General features: G+C 57.4%; 12 protein-coding genes. 11 read left to right on the top strand and 1 reads right to left on the bottom strand.

Annotation, left to right across the window (positions count from 1 at the left end):
- Positions 1-201: 201 nt before the first annotated feature.
- The 11 genes from rfbB (at position 202) to ES815_RS12655 (ending at position 12,659) form a co-directional block, all read left to right on the top strand.
- Complete coding sequence (rfbB, locus tag ES815_RS12705; protein ID WP_142488110.1) at positions 202-1,287, top strand: dTDP-glucose 4,6-dehydratase; 1,086 nt, start codon at positions 202-204, stop codon at positions 1,285-1,287.
- Positions 1,287-2,174 carry a dTDP-4-dehydrorhamnose reductase gene (gene rfbD / locus ES815_RS12700; protein WP_142488109.1) on the top strand — a complete coding sequence of 296 codons (888 nt, stop codon included), beginning with the start codon at positions 1,287-1,289 and terminating at the stop codon, positions 2,172-2,174. Before rfbB ends, rfbD begins: the two co-directional genes overlap by 1 nt.
- A gap of 147 nt (positions 2,175-2,321) precedes the next feature.
- On the top strand, positions 2,322-3,194 hold the full coding sequence (gene rfbA / locus ES815_RS12695; protein WP_142488108.1) for a glucose-1-phosphate thymidylyltransferase RfbA: 873 nt from the start codon (positions 2,322-2,324) through the stop codon (positions 3,192-3,194).
- Positions 3,195-3,246: 52 nt separating this feature from the next.
- On the top strand, positions 3,247-3,795 hold the full coding sequence (gene rfbC / locus ES815_RS12690) for a dTDP-4-dehydrorhamnose 3,5-epimerase (RefSeq protein ID WP_142488107.1): 549 nt from the start codon (positions 3,247-3,249) through the stop codon (positions 3,793-3,795).
- A 50-nt stretch (positions 3,796-3,845) separates the two neighbouring features.
- On the top strand, positions 3,846-5,849 hold the full coding sequence (locus tag ES815_RS12685) for a capsular polysaccharide biosynthesis protein (RefSeq protein WP_142488106.1): 2,004 nt from the start codon (positions 3,846-3,848) through the stop codon (positions 5,847-5,849).
- An 89-nt stretch (positions 5,850-5,938) separates the two neighbouring features.
- On the top strand, positions 5,939-7,183 hold the full coding sequence (locus ES815_RS12680) for a capsule biosynthesis protein (protein WP_113412065.1): 1,245 nt from the start codon (positions 5,939-5,941) through the stop codon (positions 7,181-7,183).
- 206 nt (positions 7,184-7,389) lie between these two features.
- Positions 7,390-8,145, top strand: coding sequence for a helix-turn-helix transcriptional regulator (locus ES815_RS12675; RefSeq protein ID WP_142488105.1), 756 nt, complete (start codon positions 7,390-7,392; stop codon positions 8,143-8,145).
- A gap of 200 nt (positions 8,146-8,345) precedes the next feature.
- Positions 8,346-10,496, top strand: coding sequence for a carbon starvation CstA family protein (locus tag ES815_RS12670; protein WP_142488104.1), 2,151 nt, complete (start codon positions 8,346-8,348; stop codon positions 10,494-10,496).
- Between the two features lie 85 nt (positions 10,497-10,581).
- On the top strand, positions 10,582-10,785 hold the full coding sequence (locus tag ES815_RS12665) for a YbdD/YjiX family protein (RefSeq protein WP_032616354.1): 204 nt from the start codon (positions 10,582-10,584) through the stop codon (positions 10,783-10,785).
- A gap of 10 nt (positions 10,786-10,795) precedes the next feature.
- The gene (gene yjiA, locus ES815_RS12660; protein WP_142488103.1) at positions 10,796-11,749 is read left to right on the top strand and encodes a GTPase; all 954 of its coding nucleotides are present in this window, start codon (positions 10,796-10,798) and stop codon (positions 11,747-11,749) included.
- Positions 11,750-12,113: 364 nt separating this feature from the next.
- Positions 12,114-12,659, top strand: coding sequence for a YfaZ family outer membrane protein (locus tag ES815_RS12655; RefSeq protein ID WP_142488102.1), 546 nt, complete (start codon positions 12,114-12,116; stop codon positions 12,657-12,659).
- 94 nt (positions 12,660-12,753) lie between these two features.
- Here ES815_RS12655 and ES815_RS12650 read toward each other — a convergent pair whose 3' ends face one another.
- Positions 12,754-15,291, bottom strand: coding sequence for a penicillin G acylase (locus ES815_RS12650; protein WP_142488101.1), 2,538 nt, complete (start codon positions 15,289-15,291; stop codon positions 12,754-12,756).
- Positions 15,292-15,501 lie beyond the last annotated feature (210 nt).

Raw genomic sequence — 15,501 nt, 5'->3', positions numbered from 1 at the left:
AGCAATTTGCATGACCTTATGGATGCAATCAGGCGACATTTTCACTCAGAATGCATAGTTCAATGCCTGCCTGGGCGAACCATCGGGTCGTTTTACCACCCCTGAAGCCGCGCATTCCACCCATATGTTGCTAGCCGCCACAACGGAAAGCTAAAATCAGTTCCGATTCCTGTTCCATCAAAATAAAAGTAAAAAACGCTTATGAAAATCCTTGTAACCGGTGGAGCCGGTTTTATCGGTTCTGCTGTTGTTCGCCATATCATCCGTGACACTCAGGATGCGGTGATCAACCTTGATAAGCTCACCTACGCGGGCAACCTTGAGTCGCTGGCCGATGTCGCAGCAAGTGACCGTTACGCCTTTGAGCAGGTGGATATCTGCAACCGCGCGGAGCTGGATCGGGTCTTTGCCACCCACCAGCCGGATGCGGTAATGCATCTGGCCGCCGAGAGCCACGTAGATCGCTCTATCACCGGCCCGGCCGATTTTATCGAAACCAATATCGTCGGTACCTACACGCTGCTCGAAGCGGCCCGCGCCTACTGGAGCGAGCTGGATGAAGCCCGCAAGCAGGCGTTCCGTTTCCACCATATCTCTACCGACGAAGTGTATGGCGATCTGCCGCACCCGGATGAAGTGAGCGCGGGCACTGCGTTACCGCTCTTCACCGAAACCACCCCGTACGCGCCAAGCAGCCCTTACTCGGCGTCGAAAGCGTCCAGCGATCATCTGGTGCGCGCGTGGCGTCGTACCTATGGCCTGCCGACCATCGTCACCAACTGCTCCAATAACTACGGCCCGTATCACTTCCCGGAGAAGCTGATCCCGCTGGTGATCCTCAATGCGCTGGACGGTAAAGCGCTGCCGATCTACGGCAAAGGCGACCAGATCCGCGACTGGCTGTACGTTGAAGATCACGCCCGTGCGCTCTATACCGTGGTGACTACCGGCATGGTGGGTGAGACTTACAACATCGGCGGCCACAATGAGAAGCAGAACCTCGACGTGGTCCACACCATCTGCGACCTGCTCGACGAGATGGTGCCAAAAGCCGGTTCTTACCGCGACCAGATCACCTACGTGACTGACCGCCCGGGTCACGATCGTCGCTACGCCATCGATGCCAGCAAAATGAGCCACGAGCTGAACTGGCAGCCGCAGGAGACCTTCGAGTCCGGCATCCGCAAAACCGTGCAGTGGTATCTGGATAACCAGCAGTGGGTCAATAACGTGAAAAGCGGCAGTTATCAGGACTGGATCGCGAAGAACTACCAGGAGCGCAACTGATGCATATTCTGTTATTCGGCAAAAATGGTCAGGTGGGCTGGGAGCTGCAGCGCGCGCTGCTGCCGCTGGGTCGTATTACGGCGGTAGATTTTGACTCCACCGATTACTGCGGTGACTTCAGCAATCCGGAAGGCGTGGCCGAGACCGTGCGTCAGCTGAAGCCGGACGTGATCGTCAATGCCGCGGCCCATACCGCGGTGGATAAAGCCGAGAGCGAGCGCGACTTTGCCGAGCTGCTCAACGCCACAAGCGTCGCAGCCATCGCCAAAGAAGCCGAGGCGCTCGGCGCCTGGCTGGTGCACTACTCCACCGACTACGTTTTCAACGGCAGCGGCGAAAAGCCGTGGGTAGAGACCGACCAGACCGACCCGCTGAACGTCTACGGCGAAACCAAGCTGGCGGGTGAACAGGCTGCCGCGCTCTGCTCGCGCCATCTGATCTTCCGCACCAGCTGGGTCTATGCCGCCCGTGGCGCCAACTTCGCTAAAACCATGCTGCGCTTTGGTAAAGAACGCAGCGAGATGTCGGTCATCAACGATCAGTTTGGTGCGCCGACAGGGGCAGAGCTGCTGGCCGACTGCACGGCCCATGCGATCCGTATCGCGCAGGATAAACCTGAGGTTGCCGGGCTTTATCACCTGATCGCCGCTGGCACCACTACCTGGTTCGACTATGCCCAGCGGGTGTTCGCTACCGCACGCGCGGCAGGCGTTGAGCTGGCCGTCACCCAGGTAAATGCCGTGCCGACCAGCGCCTTCCCGACGCCGGCAAAACGTCCGCATAACTCACGCCTCGATACCAGCAAGTTCCAGCGTACCTTCGGGATGACGCTGCCGGACTGGACCATCGGCGTCGATCGCATGCTGGCTGAAATTCTCGGGAAGTAAGTGCAAACCAAGGTATGCTATGCATGCCTTGTTTTAGCGACACGGACCTTTGTCAGGGAGCGGCTTTTCGCCCCCTTTACAGCAATCAAACAGATGTCAGGGGGCGACATTTCGCCCCTTGCAGCAAAACAGAAGAATTGAAGGATTATGAGCAAGCGTAAAGGTATTATTCTGGCCGGTGGGTCAGGGACTCGTCTCTATCCGGTCACCATGGCGGTGAGCAAACAGCTGCTGCCAATCTACGACAAACCGATGATCTACTACCCGCTGAGCACCCTGATGCTGGCAGGTATCCGCGATATCCTGATCATCAGCACCCCACAGGATACGCCGCGCTTTGAGCAGCTGCTGGGCGACGGCAGCCAGTGGGGCCTGAACCTGCAGTACAAAGTGCAGCCAAGCCCGGACGGTCTGGCCCAGGCCTTTATCCTCGGCGAAGAGTTTATCGGCGACGACGACTGCGCGCTGGTGCTGGGCGACAACATCTTCTACGGTCACGATCTGCAAAAACAGCTGGAATCCGCCGCGGCGAAACCCACTGGCGCCACCGTCTTTGCCTATCATGTACAGGATCCGGAGCGTTATGGCGTGGTGGAGTTTGACCATGCAGGCACTGCCATCTCCCTGGAAGAGAAGCCGTTGGAACCGAAGAGCAACTATGCGGTTACCGGCCTCTACTTCTACGACAACCGCGTGGTTGAGATTGCCAAAAGCCTGAAACCGTCGCCGCGCGGCGAGCTGGAAATCACTGACGTGAACCGCATCTACCTTGAGCAAGGTGATCTGTCGGTCGCCATGATGGGCCGTGGTTATGCCTGGCTTGATACCGGCACCCATGAGAGCCTGATTGAGGCCAGCAACTTCATCCAGACCATCGAAACCCGTCAGGGGCTGAAAGTGGCCTGTCCTGAAGAGATTGCCTACCGTCTGAAGTTTATCGATTCCGACCAGGTCCGCAAATTAGCCGCGCCGCTGTCGAAGAATGCGTACGGGCAATATCTGCTGAAAATGCTCAAGTAGTCATCATTAATTCCTGGGGCGTGATGCCCCATTTACGAATCAGGCCGTTATCATGAACGTAATTCAGACCGCAATTCCCGACGTATTCATCTTTGAGCCAAAAGTGTTCGGGGACGATCGTGGATTTTTCTTCGAAAGCTTTAACCACCAGCAGTTTGAAGCTGCCATTGGCCGCAGCGTAAACTTCGTCCAGGACAACCACTCCAAATCCTCCAAAGGCGTGTTACGTGGTCTGCACTACCAGCTGGCGCCGCATGCGCAGGGCAAACTGGTGCGTTGCGTGGCCGGGGAAGTGTTCGACGTGGCGGTGGATATCCGTAAAAGCTCCCCGACCTTTGGTCAGTGGGTGGGCGTGCATCTGTCTGGCGAGAACAAGCGTCAGCTGTGGATCCCGGAAGGTTTCGCCCACGGCTTTATGACCCTGAGCGACACCGCAGAGTTCCTGTACAAAACCACCAACTACTATGCGCCGGAGAGCGACCGTGGTATCCGCTGGAACGATGAGACCATTGCGATTACATGGCCGGAAATCGACAGCGAGATCCTCACCTCCGCCAAAGACAGCGTTGCCAAATCCTTCCCTGACGCAGAGTACTTCTGAGTCACACGCCCCGCAGTGACGCGGGGCGTTTTCTGATGCACAGAGCGCACATGAAATTCTACACAGGTTCAGCCGGGATCCTGGCCCGAAAGGCACAGCTTGAGCCGATGCTTGGCCGCCCGTTACACGCCTTCAGGGCCAGCATGCCGCTGGCGCAGGACGATGTACTGGTCGGCTGGGGCCAAAAAGCCAATACCCGCCAAATAAAACAGAAAGCCCATGATCTTGGCCTGCCGTACTGGCAGCTGGAAGATGGCTTTATCGGTTATATTGGTCACCCCGCCAGAGGGGGCAAGGCCGTCTCCCTGATCGCCGATCCTGTGGGCATTTACTACGACGCTCGCCAGCCCAGCCGCCTTGAGCAGCTGATCGCCACCCCGTGCGATACCGCGCTGCTGGCGCGGGCTGAAGCGCTGTCCAGCGAACTGCTGCGTCTTGGCATCACCAAGTACAATTGCTATGCCGCAGGCAGCGCTCTACCCGACGCGCTGGCCGCCCGCCTGCACAGCGACGCCCGTCCTAAGGTGCTGCTGATCGACCAGGTGGCGGGGGATCTCTCCATTCCCGGCGCGCTCGCCAGCGAGGCAGATTTTGTTGAAATGGTTGCCGCTGCGCGGCGTAACCACCCCGGCGCCCGCCTGCTGCTGCGTACCCATCCGGATACCCGGCTGGGCAAGAAGCGCGGCGTGCTGGCGCAGATGCAGCTGGATGACGTGGAAAGGGTCACCGATCACTGCCATCCCCATGCCCTGCTGAATGAGGTTGAAGCGGTCTATACCGTCTCCTCGCAGATGGGGTTTGAAGCCCTGCTGCTGGGCAAAGCGGTCTGGTGCTTCGGCATGCCGTTTTACGCCGGCTGGGGATTGACCCATGACAGCAAATCCTGCCCGCGTCGCCAGGCGCAGGTCAGCCTGCCGCAGCTGGTGGCAGCGGCGCTGATCCTCTATCCCCGCTATCTGGATCCGGTGCTGGGCCAGCGCTGCGAAGTGGAGCAGGTGTTTGAGATCATTGCGGATCAGCTGAATCCTGCCCCGCGCTATTGCCGCCTGTATATGGTGGGCTTCTCGCTGTGGAAACGCGCCTTTATGCGCGCCTTCTGTCAGCCGCTGGCTGAGGAGCTGCGTTTTGTTCGCACCCCACCCAAACGGCTGGCCGCTGACGAGCAGGTGCTGGTGTGGGGCAGTCGTTATCCCGATCTGGCAAACGCAATTCGGGTGGAGGATGGTTTTATCCGTTCCCGGGGACTGGGCTCGAACCTGTGCCGCCCTTCCTCGCTCTCCATCGACCCGGTGGGGATCTACTTCGACAGCCGCCGTCCGAGCGGGCTGGAGCAGTTGCTCAACCAGCAGCAGCTCAGCGAACAGGCGCTGGGACGCGGCGCCGCGCTGGTGGATCTGCTCCGCCAGCATGGGGTCAGCAAGTATAACGTCGGCACCGTGCAGCCGTTCACGCCGCCGGCCGACGGGCGAACGCTGGTGCTGGTGGTGGGCCAGGTCGATGGCGATGCCTCGATCCTCACCGGCAGCCCGGTCATTCGCAGCAATGAACAGCTGCTGTGGGCCGTGCGTGCCGCCCGGCCAGAAGCGCATATCCTGTTTAAACCGCATCCGGACGTGGTGGCGGGAAACCGGGCCGGTGCCATCTCGGCCGAATGCCTGGCACGCTGCGTTGACAGCCAGGTGCTGGATCTCGGCCTCACCAGTCTCTATCCCCATGTGGATGAGCTACATACCATGACCTCCCTCAGCGGGTTCGAAGCGCTGGTGCAGGGGGTGAAGGTCACCACCTGGGGCCAGCCGTTCTACAGCGGCTGGGGGCTGACCGAAGATATCCACCCGGCGGAGCGCCGTCAGCGCACCCTGCCCCTGGCGGCACTGGTTTATCTGACGCTGGTCGCCTATCCGCGCTATATCGACTGGCAGAGCGGCCTGTGGATGAGCCCGGAACAACTGATCCGCCAGCTGGCAGCGCAGGGAAACTCCTCATCGCAGAAGGCCAGCCGCTGGCAACGCTGGCAGATCAAGCTGAGCTATCTGGCACAAACATTTCGTTAGCACACTATTTATCCCGATTTATTAAAGAAAAACGGTCATCAAGCCGTTAACTCACCTGTCTCATCAACGGAACCGATCTGGGAAAAAAAATGGAAGAGCAAGCTATCCGCCATCTGCTGAATGGCCGCCGATATCTTTTATTACAAGGACCGATGGGCCCCTGCTTTTCACGTCTGGCAAGCTGGTTGCAGAGCAGCAAGCGTGAAGTGAAGCAGGTCTGCTTTAATGCCGGGGACTCATGGTACGCCGCGAAAGAGACCGCGCTGCACTACACCGGCTCAGTAAAAAATTTTGCCTTCTGGCTGCGCGAGTTACATAAAACCTACCCCTTCGACACCATCGTCTGTTTTGGTGACTGTCGCCCGATGCATATCGAAGCGAAGAAGTGGGCGCGCAGCAAATCCATCGATTTTCTGGCGTTTGAAGAGGGCTATTTCCGTCCCTTTTACATCACCCTGGAAAAAGGGGGCGTGAATGCCTTCTCCTCGATGCCCATTGATGCGAAGTATTATCGCGAGCAGCCGCTGCCGGAGCTGAAAACCCCAACGCCGTGGAAACCGAGTTCCTTTAACCGTGCCGCCCATGCCATGCTCTACTATGCGGCGGGCTGGTTTGGCCGCCATCGCTACCGGGGCTACCGCCACCACAAGTCGTTCTCCCCGTGGTATGAGATGCGCTGCTGGTTCCGTGCCGGTCGTCGTAAGCTGTGGTATCGCTGGCAGCAGCGCCACATGCTGAGCCATATCACTGAAAAACTGGATAACCAGTACTACCTGGCGATTTTGCAGGTCTACAACGACAGCCAGATTATTCATCACAGCCCGTATAAAGACGTGCGTGACTATATCGAAACCGTGATCCGCTCCTTTGCCCGCCATGCGTCGAAAGAGCGTTATCTGGTGTTCAAGCATCACCCGATGGATCGTGGTCACCGTTTTTACGGCATCCTGATTAACAAGCTGACCGAAAAGTATGACGTCAGCGGCCGGGTGCTCTATGTCCACGATCTCTCCCTGCCCGCCCTGCTGACCCACACCCGGGGCGTCATCACCGTGAACAGCACCGCCGGCCTGTCGGCGCTGATCCATAACAAGCCGCTCAAGGTGATGGGCAAAGCGCTGTACGACATCGAAGGGTTAACCTGGCAGGGGCCGCTGAACCAGTTCTGGCAGGCGGATTTTGCTCCAGATGCAAAACTGTTCCAGCGTTTTCGTACCCACCTGCTCTATCAAACGCAGATCAACGCCGTCTTTTACGGCAAGTCCGACTGGCTGAACATCCCGACAGAAATTCCCCTGACGACACCGCTTGCCGATTCCGAGCTCGAACGCTAATTCATCTCCACGCCGGGGAAATTGCCCCGGCGGATCCGATCTATACCGCGCTTTTATCCCGCCGCTGTAAAAATTCCTAATGTTTACCCCAATTCTGGCCGTTATAACCTAAGACAAATTTTTATGCTGAATTCTGTACTGACATATTTTGTCAGCCGCACCGGCATAATGTTCACTGCAATGGCTTAAATAACGGGAAAGCATATATGACAATTCCGACCAGGAGTCGCTCGGCTGAAAGGTTGGTTGATATTCTGCTGGAGCTCCATTTACACGGCGTGGTTAACCGCCAGGCATTGATGCATAAATTTAATATCACTGAGCGCACGGTTTATCGCGATCTGAATGCCCTTTCGCCCATTGTGGAGCACACCGGAGACGGGCAGTACCGGCTTATTCATGCTCTTCAGGTGCCTGACGCACCCGGTGCGATGCATCGTCTGTTACCGACCCTGGAAAAAGCCATTAAGCACCGGCAAGTTTGCCAGATCCTGTATAAAGATAAATCGCGACTGATTAAACCCTATAAACTAATTAACAAAAATAACCTCTGTTATTTACAAGCCACTGATAATAACAAACTGAAATCATTTAGCCTGAGCCTGATCCAGTGGCTGGATATTCGCAGCGAAAACTTTATTCCGGAGAATGAAATCCTCGAATTAGTTGAAACCAGCCTTGAGCCCTGGGTCAGCGAAGAGACTTTCGAGGTGGATATATTTATTCCTGCGAGCATGGCGCACTATTTTAAGCGTCGCGAGCTGCTGCCCGGTCAGGAGATGTTGAGCGACGGACAGCAGGGGATCACCCTGCGCTGCCGGGCCGCACATGAGAACCAGATCCTGCCGCTGCTCTTCTACTGGCTGCCCAACATTCAGGTGCTGGAACCGGCCTGGCTTAAGCAGAAGTTTGTCGCCATCCTGGAAAGCTATCTGGCAACGGAGCTGACCGAAGTAGAGTGATCCTCCTCACACAATTTTCCCCACTGACGGCGAGCCTGAACCACTCGCCCTCCCTGTAGACCGCTCATCCCGCCATACAACCACTCACCGATTTACCCTCCTTTACGCGCGTAAGGCTCTGGCAAGATCGCCTCAGCATTACTCAATATCTCTCACAGCGAACCCTGACCCTTTTTTCATCTAAAAAACCAGGTTTTATTATGGACATTAAAAAACTACTTAAGCACGTTCCCTGGCTGCTGCTCGGGATCCTCGGTGCCTGTTGCCTTGCCGTCGTCGCCCTGCGCCGCGGAGAGCACATCAGCGCCCTGTGGATCGTCGTGGCCTCGGTATCGGTCTATCTGGTGGCGTACCGCTACTACAGTCTCTATATCGCGCAGAAGGTCATGAAGCTCGACCCGACGCGTGCCACCCCGGCAGTCATCAACAATGACGGCCTGAACTACGTGCCAACCAACCGCTACGTGCTGTTTGGTCACCACTTTGCCGCCATCGCAGGCGCGGGCCCGCTGGTCGGCCCGGTGCTGGCCGCACAGATGGGCTACCTGCCGGGTACCCTGTGGCTGCTGGCGGGCGTGGTGCTGGCGGGTGCGGTGCAGGACTTTATGGTGCTGTTTATCTCTTCCCGCCGTAACGGCGCGTCTCTGGGTGAGATGATCAAAGAAGAGATGGGCCGCGTGCCGGGGACTATTGCCCTGTTCGGCTGCTTCCTGATTATGATCATCATCCTGGCGGTGCTGGCCCTGATCGTGGTGAAAGCCCTGGCCGAAAGCCCGTGGGGCGTGTTCACCGTCTGCTCCACCGTGCCGATTGCGCTGTTCATGGGGATCTACATGCGATTCCTGCGTCCGGGCCGCGTGGGCGAAGTGTCGGTGATCGGTATCGTGCTGCTGGTGGCGTCTATTTACTTCGGCGGCGTGATTGCGCACGACCCGTACTGGGGCCCGGCGCTGACCTTCAAAGACACCACCATCACCTTCGTGCTGGTTGGCTATGCCTTTGTCTCTGCCCTGCTGCCGGTATGGCTGATTCTGGCGCCGCGTGACTACCTCGCGACCTTCCTGAAAATCGGCGTGATCGTCGGGCTGGCGATCGGCATCGTGATCATCAACCCTGAGCTGAAAATGCCTGCGGTGACCCAGTACATCGACGGTACCGGTCCACTGTGGAAAGGCGCGCTGTTCCCGTTCCTGTTTATTACTATCGCCTGTGGCGCGGTCTCTGGCTTCCATGCCCTGATTGCCTCCGGCACCACGCCGAAGCTGCTGGCGAACGAAAACGACGCCCGCCTGATCGGTTACGGCGCGATGCTGATGGAGTCCTTCGTGGCGGTCATGGCTCTGGTGGCGGCGTCCATCATCGAGCCGGGTCTCTACTTCGCGATGAACACCCCGCCTGCGGGCCTGGGCATTACCATGCCAAACCTGCATGAGATGGGCGGTGACAATGCGGCGCTGATCATGGCGCAGCTGAAAGACGTGAGCGCCCACGCGGCGGCAACCGTCAGCTCCTGGGGCTTTGTGATCTCGCCTGAGCAGATCATGCAGACCGCGAAGGACATCGGTGAACCGTCGGTGCTGAACCGTGCCGGTGGCGCGCCAACCCTGGCAGTGGGTATCGCCCACGTGTTCCACAAAGTGCTGCCGTGGGCGGACATGGGCTTCTGGTACCACTTCGGTATTCTGTTCGAAGCGCTGTTCATCCTGACCGCGCTGGATGCAGGTACTCGTGCAGGCCGCTTTATGCTGCAGGACCTGCTGGGTAACTTCGTGCCGTTCCTGAAGAAAACCGACTCGCTGGTGGCCGGCATTCTGGGTACTGCGGGCTGCGTCGGCCTGTGGGGCTACCTGCTGTATCAGGGCGTTGTCGACCCGCTGGGCGGCGTGAAGAGCCTGTGGCCGCTGTTCGGGATCTCTAACCAGATGCTGGCAGCCGTTGCCCTGGTGCTCGGCACCGTGGTGCTGGTGAAGATGAAGCGCACCAAATACATCTGGGTGACCGTGGTGCCTGCCCTGTGGCTGCTGCTCTGCACCACCTGGGCGCTGGGTCTGAAACTGTTCAGCACCAACCCGCAGCTGGAAGGCTTCTTCTTTATGGCTAACCAGTACAAAGAGAAGATTGCGGCAGGCGATGAGCTGACTGCCCAACAGATTGCCAACATGAACCATATCGTGGTGAACAACTACACCAACGCGGGTCTGAGCATTTTGTTCCTGGTGGTGGTCTACAGCATCATCTTCTACGGCATCAAAACCTGGATGAAAGTGCGTAACGCCGACGGTCGTACGGATAAAGAGACCCCGTATGTACCGGTACCGGAAGGCGGCGTGAAGACCTCTTCACACCATTAATCCACTCTCCCTTTGGGAGAGGGTTGGAATACTCACAGGCCCGGCAAGCCTAGCGCCGCCGGGCTTTTTCTATCTGGATGGCACAATGTTTGGTAACTTAGGCGAAGCTAAAAAATACCTCGGTCAGGCGGCGAAAATGCTGATTGGCATCCCGGACTATGACAACTACGTTGAACATATGAAGACCAACCATCCGGATAAGCCGTACATGACCTACAACGAATTCTTCCGCGAGCGTCAGGAAGCGCGCTACGGCGGAGGAGGAGAAGGCGGCGTACGCTGCTGCTAAAGGAGAGACCATGACACCGATTGCCGTTACCCTACTCACCGGTTTTCTCGGCGCGGGCAAAACCACCCTGCTGCGCCACATCCTGAACGAACAACACGGCTTTAAAATCGCGGTCATCGAAAACGAGTTCGGGGAAGTCTCGGTTGACGACCAGCTGATTGGCGATCGCGCCACCCAGATCAAAACCCTGACCAACGGCTGCATCTGCTGCACCCGCTCGAATGAACTCGAAGACGCCCTGCTCGACCTGCTCGACAGCCGCGATCGCGGCGAGATCGACTTCGACCGCCTGGTGATCGAGTGCACCGGCATGGCCGACCCCGGCCCGATTATTCAGACCTTCTTCTCTCACGAGATCCTCTGCCAGCGCTACCTGCTGGACGGCGTGATCGCCCTGGTGGACGCGGTCCACGCCGACGACCAGATGAACCAGTTCACCATCGCCCAGTCGCAGGTGGGCTACGCCGACCGCATCCTGCTGACCAAAACCGACGTGGCGGGCGAGAGCGAGAAGCTGCGCGAGCGCCTGACGCGCATTAACGCCCGCGCGCCCATCTTTACCGTTACCCATGGCGATATCGATCTCGCCCAGCTGTTCAATACCAACGGCTTTATGCTGGAAGAGAAGGTGACCTCGAAGCCGCGTTTCCACTTTATGGCCGACAAGCAGAATGATGTCTCCTCTATCGTGGTTGAACTGGATTACCCGGTGGATATCAGCGAAGTTTCCCGGGTGATGGAGAACCTGCTGCTCTCCTTTGCCGATAAACTGCTGCGCTACAAAGGCATGCTGTGGATCGACGGCGAGCCGAACCGCCTGCTGTTCCAGGGCGTCCAGCGCCTCTACAGCGCCGACTGGGACCGCCCGTGGGGCGAGGAAGCGCCGCACAGCGTGATGGTGTTTATCGGGATTGAACTGCCGGAAGAAGAGATCCGCGCGGGGTTTGCCGGGTTGAAAAAATAACATCTGCACTCCCTTTTCTCCAAAAGGGAGTGGCTTCTTTGCGGCGCAGATAACGATGAATCAATGTAAATAAAGGTTATAAACTGTAAAGCTGAAAATGGATTACGTAATGATAATAATCACCATTATTTCGTTGCTCACTATTTTCTATGCTCTATTCAGCGTCTGTTTAGGGAATAAACTAAATCGATCTTAAACCCCTTGAGATCAATGATTGACCCCGCAACAAAGTCACCATTTCGCAACAATAACACTGAAATAAATTCACACAATCAGCATAAAAATCCGACCCTGATCACATTTGCAGTCATAAACGTCGCTTGTTAAGGTGCCCTCAGATTAATTTGATGACGAGGCATAAAACATGAAAAAGCTTAATATCCTTCTCCTTTCCGCGCTGACTGCGGTATCAGGTTCTGCCCTGGCCATGGGCGGCAGCATTGAACAGGGTAAAAACTTCACCAACCTGAATGTGGAAATGGGTAAATCCTCATCCGGTCTGTATACCGAAGGTCACTGGCTCAAAAATACCGATGACGGCACCCAGACCGGTGGCGTTGGCGCAGGCTACAACTTTGAAGTCGGCCCGGTGATGCTGAATGCGGGTGCGAAAGCCATCTACGTTGGCCCGAAAAAAGGCGATAACGGCGTGGCATTCCCGGTCGGCGGCGGCGTGAACGTGGCGCTGACGGACAGCATTAACCTGTTCGGTGAAGGTTACGTTGCCCCGGACGGCCTGAACAACAGCGTTAAAAACTACGTTGAAGCAAACGGCGGCGTAAGCTGGACGCCGGTCAAACCGGTTACGCTGAAAGTGGGTTACCGCCACGTAAGCGTTGATGGCAAAGACAATCGTCCAAACCACACTCTGATTGACGGCGCCTACGTTGGCGGCGGCGTGAGCTTCTAACCCAACAAACTGCCGGGTGGCGCTGCGCTTACCCGGCCTACAAAACCGTAGGCCCGTGCAAGCGCAGCGCCGCCGGGCGAAACGGCACTCACTCTTACCGCTGTACCTGCAAAATCTCCTGCGACTCCTGATGCGCCGCCACCTCCTGCGGGGTTAACCACAGCGGTTTACGCCCGAAGGTTTCATACAGTTTTTGCTGATCGCGATAGTGCTTATCCGGAGTACCGTCCGGGGCGATAAAGCCGCTCTGTCCGGGTGCCATCACGTCCCATGCCAGAACCGGTGCTTCCTGCGAAGTCGGCGAGAAGACAATCATGTCGTTTTCCGTGCCGCGATTCTGATACTCCGCCTGATGGACGGCCTCTTCCGGAGCCGCCTGCGGAACGCCGAAGAAGTTACTGGCGCGGAAGGTCAACGCCATCGCCGGGGTTTTCCACTGCGTAATATCGTTGCCGTACTGTTGCGACAGCGTCTGCCAGGCTTCCTGCAGGGCAGCAAGGATCACCTCCTGCTGCGGCTTGCCGCCGAACAGATCCACCGCCTGTGGGATCGCAGATTTTTCCCCCTGCAACGCTTCATACAGCACTTTCGCCCCCACGCTGATATTCAGCGATCCGGTCGGCCCGTCCTGCGTGGTTTCGTAGCCGCTGGCGCTATACCATTTGTTGAACGGCTCCGGCACCGCCGCCGCGACGGTCTGTTTCAACATGCTGCTCAGCCAGACGTTTAAAATCGCCGAGCCCGGCTGTTGCAGTGTTTTGCCATCCTCATTGAGAAGGTTTACCCCATCCCAGTCGCTTAACCGTTTTACCAGCTGCTGGCGCGGATCGTCACCCGGCAACTGTGCCGTGGCGTTTTGCAGAGCGGGTAAAAACAGCCGACGGGTCAGATCCTGACGGCTGGTCTGCCGGATCAGATCCCAGGCCTGCTCGTAAGTAAAGGTGGGTTGTTTATCGATAAGCTGGCTAATCTCGGTCACGCGATCCGCGCTCCCCCATAAGAAGGCAAACAGATCCGAGGCCGGATAGCCCTGCTGGGGTGAGTTGTTCCAGTTGGCGATATAGCCCGACTTCGGGTTATAGACCTTAGGATTAAGATCGAACGGCAGCAGCCCCTGCCAGTCCCACTTGCCGGTGCCCGGCACCGGCAGACGCGGATCGTGCCCTGGCTGACGCTGCGGATAAGCCCCGCCATGCACGTAGCCAATGTTGCCGTCGATATCGGCGTAATACCAGTTGATGGTCAGGGCCTGCTTCGCCGCCTGCTGCGTCCACTCCTGCCAGTTTTTCGCCTTCATCTGATGGGTCCAGGCCAGCAGGGAGGCCACCTCTTTGCCGTCCCAGGCCCGCGCTTTGGCATACGCCGTTTGCGTGGCCGGGTCGGTTTTTATCACGTTGCCATGTAGGGTGCGATAGACGGTAAAGGTCTCTGGCTGCCCGTCTTTAACGGCGATTTTCTCTTCGCGGCTGAGCATCTTGATCCACTCGCCGTTATGCAGGTACTGCCCTGGCTTTTGATCGGAAAGTTGTTCCGCAAAAATGTCGACATCATCGCCAAATCCGGCGGTTGATCCCCATGAAATGGTGCCATTATGGCCAAACACCAGCCCCGGATAGGCAAAGGGCGTATTGCCCGTGACATCATAGCCCGCGCCGTGCAACCCAATACCGTAGGTGTACGCCGGCGCATACCAGCCGAACTGCGGCCCATTGACCATGATCGCTTTGGCATCCTGGGTTTTGCCCTTACCCAGCACCCACATGTTGCTGGTGGTGGGATATCCCGCCAGGCCGTTGGCTCCGCCGTGAACAAACTGCGCCATGATCGTCTCGCGGTTCTGCGCCGGGGTCAGCGCCAGCAGGCCACCATCATCACCTTTGGCCGGTCGATCCAGCATCGGCGGCGACATATCGTAACGCGGCAACAGGGCGGCGGTTTGCGTGGTGTTGAGATCGAACTTAACCGGATACTGACTCTCCTGCGGAGCGATGGTGGTCGGCGCCGCCGGATTCACCAGCCATTTCAGCTGGTTGAAAACCGCCATTCCCTTGTCGCCATACTTATCTTTTAACGCCGTCAGCAGAGCGAGGTTGTCGATCTCGCTGGTGGCATCAGAAAAACGGTTCGCCATGGTCCCGACAAAGACCATTGCCACATCAAAAGGCTCCCAGCGTTTTGGCGTAAAGCCGAAGGTGGAGAATTGTTTTGGCAACAGTTTGCCGGGATCGCCGTTCACCCGGTCGATCCAGGCGTTCATCCCATCGGCATAGCCCTGCAGAATGGCTTTATCATCCGCACTGAGCGCAGCGATTTGCGCGCGGATCGAATCCGGCCAGTAGTTCTGGCGGATGTCCTTATCGAATTTAACAAAAGTACTGCCGAGGACTTCGGCAACCTGTCCCTGGGTGCTGCGACGCGCCATCTCCATCTGGAACAGGCGGTCCTGCGCCACCACGTAGCCGTAGCCATAGAACAGACGGTAGGTGTCATCGGCGTAGATGTGCGGCATGCCGTATTGATCGCGCACGATTTTGACTTCGGTTGCGGGATGTTCAGCTCGCGCTGTCAGGGTCCATGTACAGGCCAGGGAAGCCACAATACCGTTCACGATCATACGATTTCTGTTTATCATTGTATCCTCTTGCAGGTGTATGATTAGCGAATTCATACTAGCAACGGACCAATGGTTATCCAGAATGGCGGGATGGTTTCTCTGCGAACTGTGAGGGCGCTAGCTAATTTGCGACACACAAATAATTCTATGTCACATTTATGCGAATCACTTAACGAGCCTATGGACTGCGGGTTGGTTCCCTCTCCCCTTTGGGGAGAGGGTCAGGAT

The organism is Leclercia adecarboxylata (genome assembly GCF_006874705.1).
Taxonomy (GTDB): domain Bacteria; phylum Pseudomonadota; class Gammaproteobacteria; order Enterobacterales; family Enterobacteriaceae; genus Enterobacter; species Enterobacter adecarboxylatus_C.
The sequence above is the reverse complement of the archived record's forward strand: the minus strand, read 5'-3'. Positions and strand labels throughout refer to the sequence as shown.

Excerpts from the sequence above, each read along its gene's own strand:
- ES815_RS12675 (WP_142488105.1), top strand. The coding sequence starts at position 7,390 with ATGACAATTCCGACCAGGAGTCGCTCGGCTGAAAGGTTGGTTGATATT.
- yjiA (WP_142488103.1), top strand. The coding sequence starts at position 10,796 with ATGACACCGATTGCCGTTACCCTACTCACCGGTTTTCTCGGCGCGGGC.
- rfbC (WP_142488107.1), top strand. The coding sequence starts at position 3,247 with ATGAACGTAATTCAGACCGCAATTCCCGACGTATTCATCTTTGAGCCA.
- ES815_RS12655 (WP_142488102.1), top strand. The coding sequence starts at position 12,114 with ATGAAAAAGCTTAATATCCTTCTCCTTTCCGCGCTGACTGCGGTATCA.
- ES815_RS12670 (WP_142488104.1), top strand. The coding sequence starts at position 8,346 with ATGGACATTAAAAAACTACTTAAGCACGTTCCCTGGCTGCTGCTCGGG.
- ES815_RS12665 (WP_032616354.1), top strand. The coding sequence starts at position 10,582 with ATGTTTGGTAACTTAGGCGAAGCTAAAAAATACCTCGGTCAGGCGGCG.
- rfbD (WP_142488109.1), top strand. The coding sequence starts at position 1,287 with ATGCATATTCTGTTATTCGGCAAAAATGGTCAGGTGGGCTGGGAGCTG.
- rfbA (WP_142488108.1), top strand. The coding sequence starts at position 2,322 with ATGAGCAAGCGTAAAGGTATTATTCTGGCCGGTGGGTCAGGGACTCGT.
- ES815_RS12685 (WP_142488106.1), top strand. The coding sequence starts at position 3,846 with ATGAAATTCTACACAGGTTCAGCCGGGATCCTGGCCCGAAAGGCACAG.
- rfbB (WP_142488110.1), top strand. The coding sequence starts at position 202 with ATGAAAATCCTTGTAACCGGTGGAGCCGGTTTTATCGGTTCTGCTGTT.
- ES815_RS12650 (WP_142488101.1), bottom strand. The coding sequence starts at position 15,291 with ATGATAAACAGAAATCGTATGATCGTGAACGGTATTGTGGCTTCCCTG.
- ES815_RS12680 (WP_113412065.1), top strand. The coding sequence starts at position 5,939 with ATGGAAGAGCAAGCTATCCGCCATCTGCTGAATGGCCGCCGATATCTT.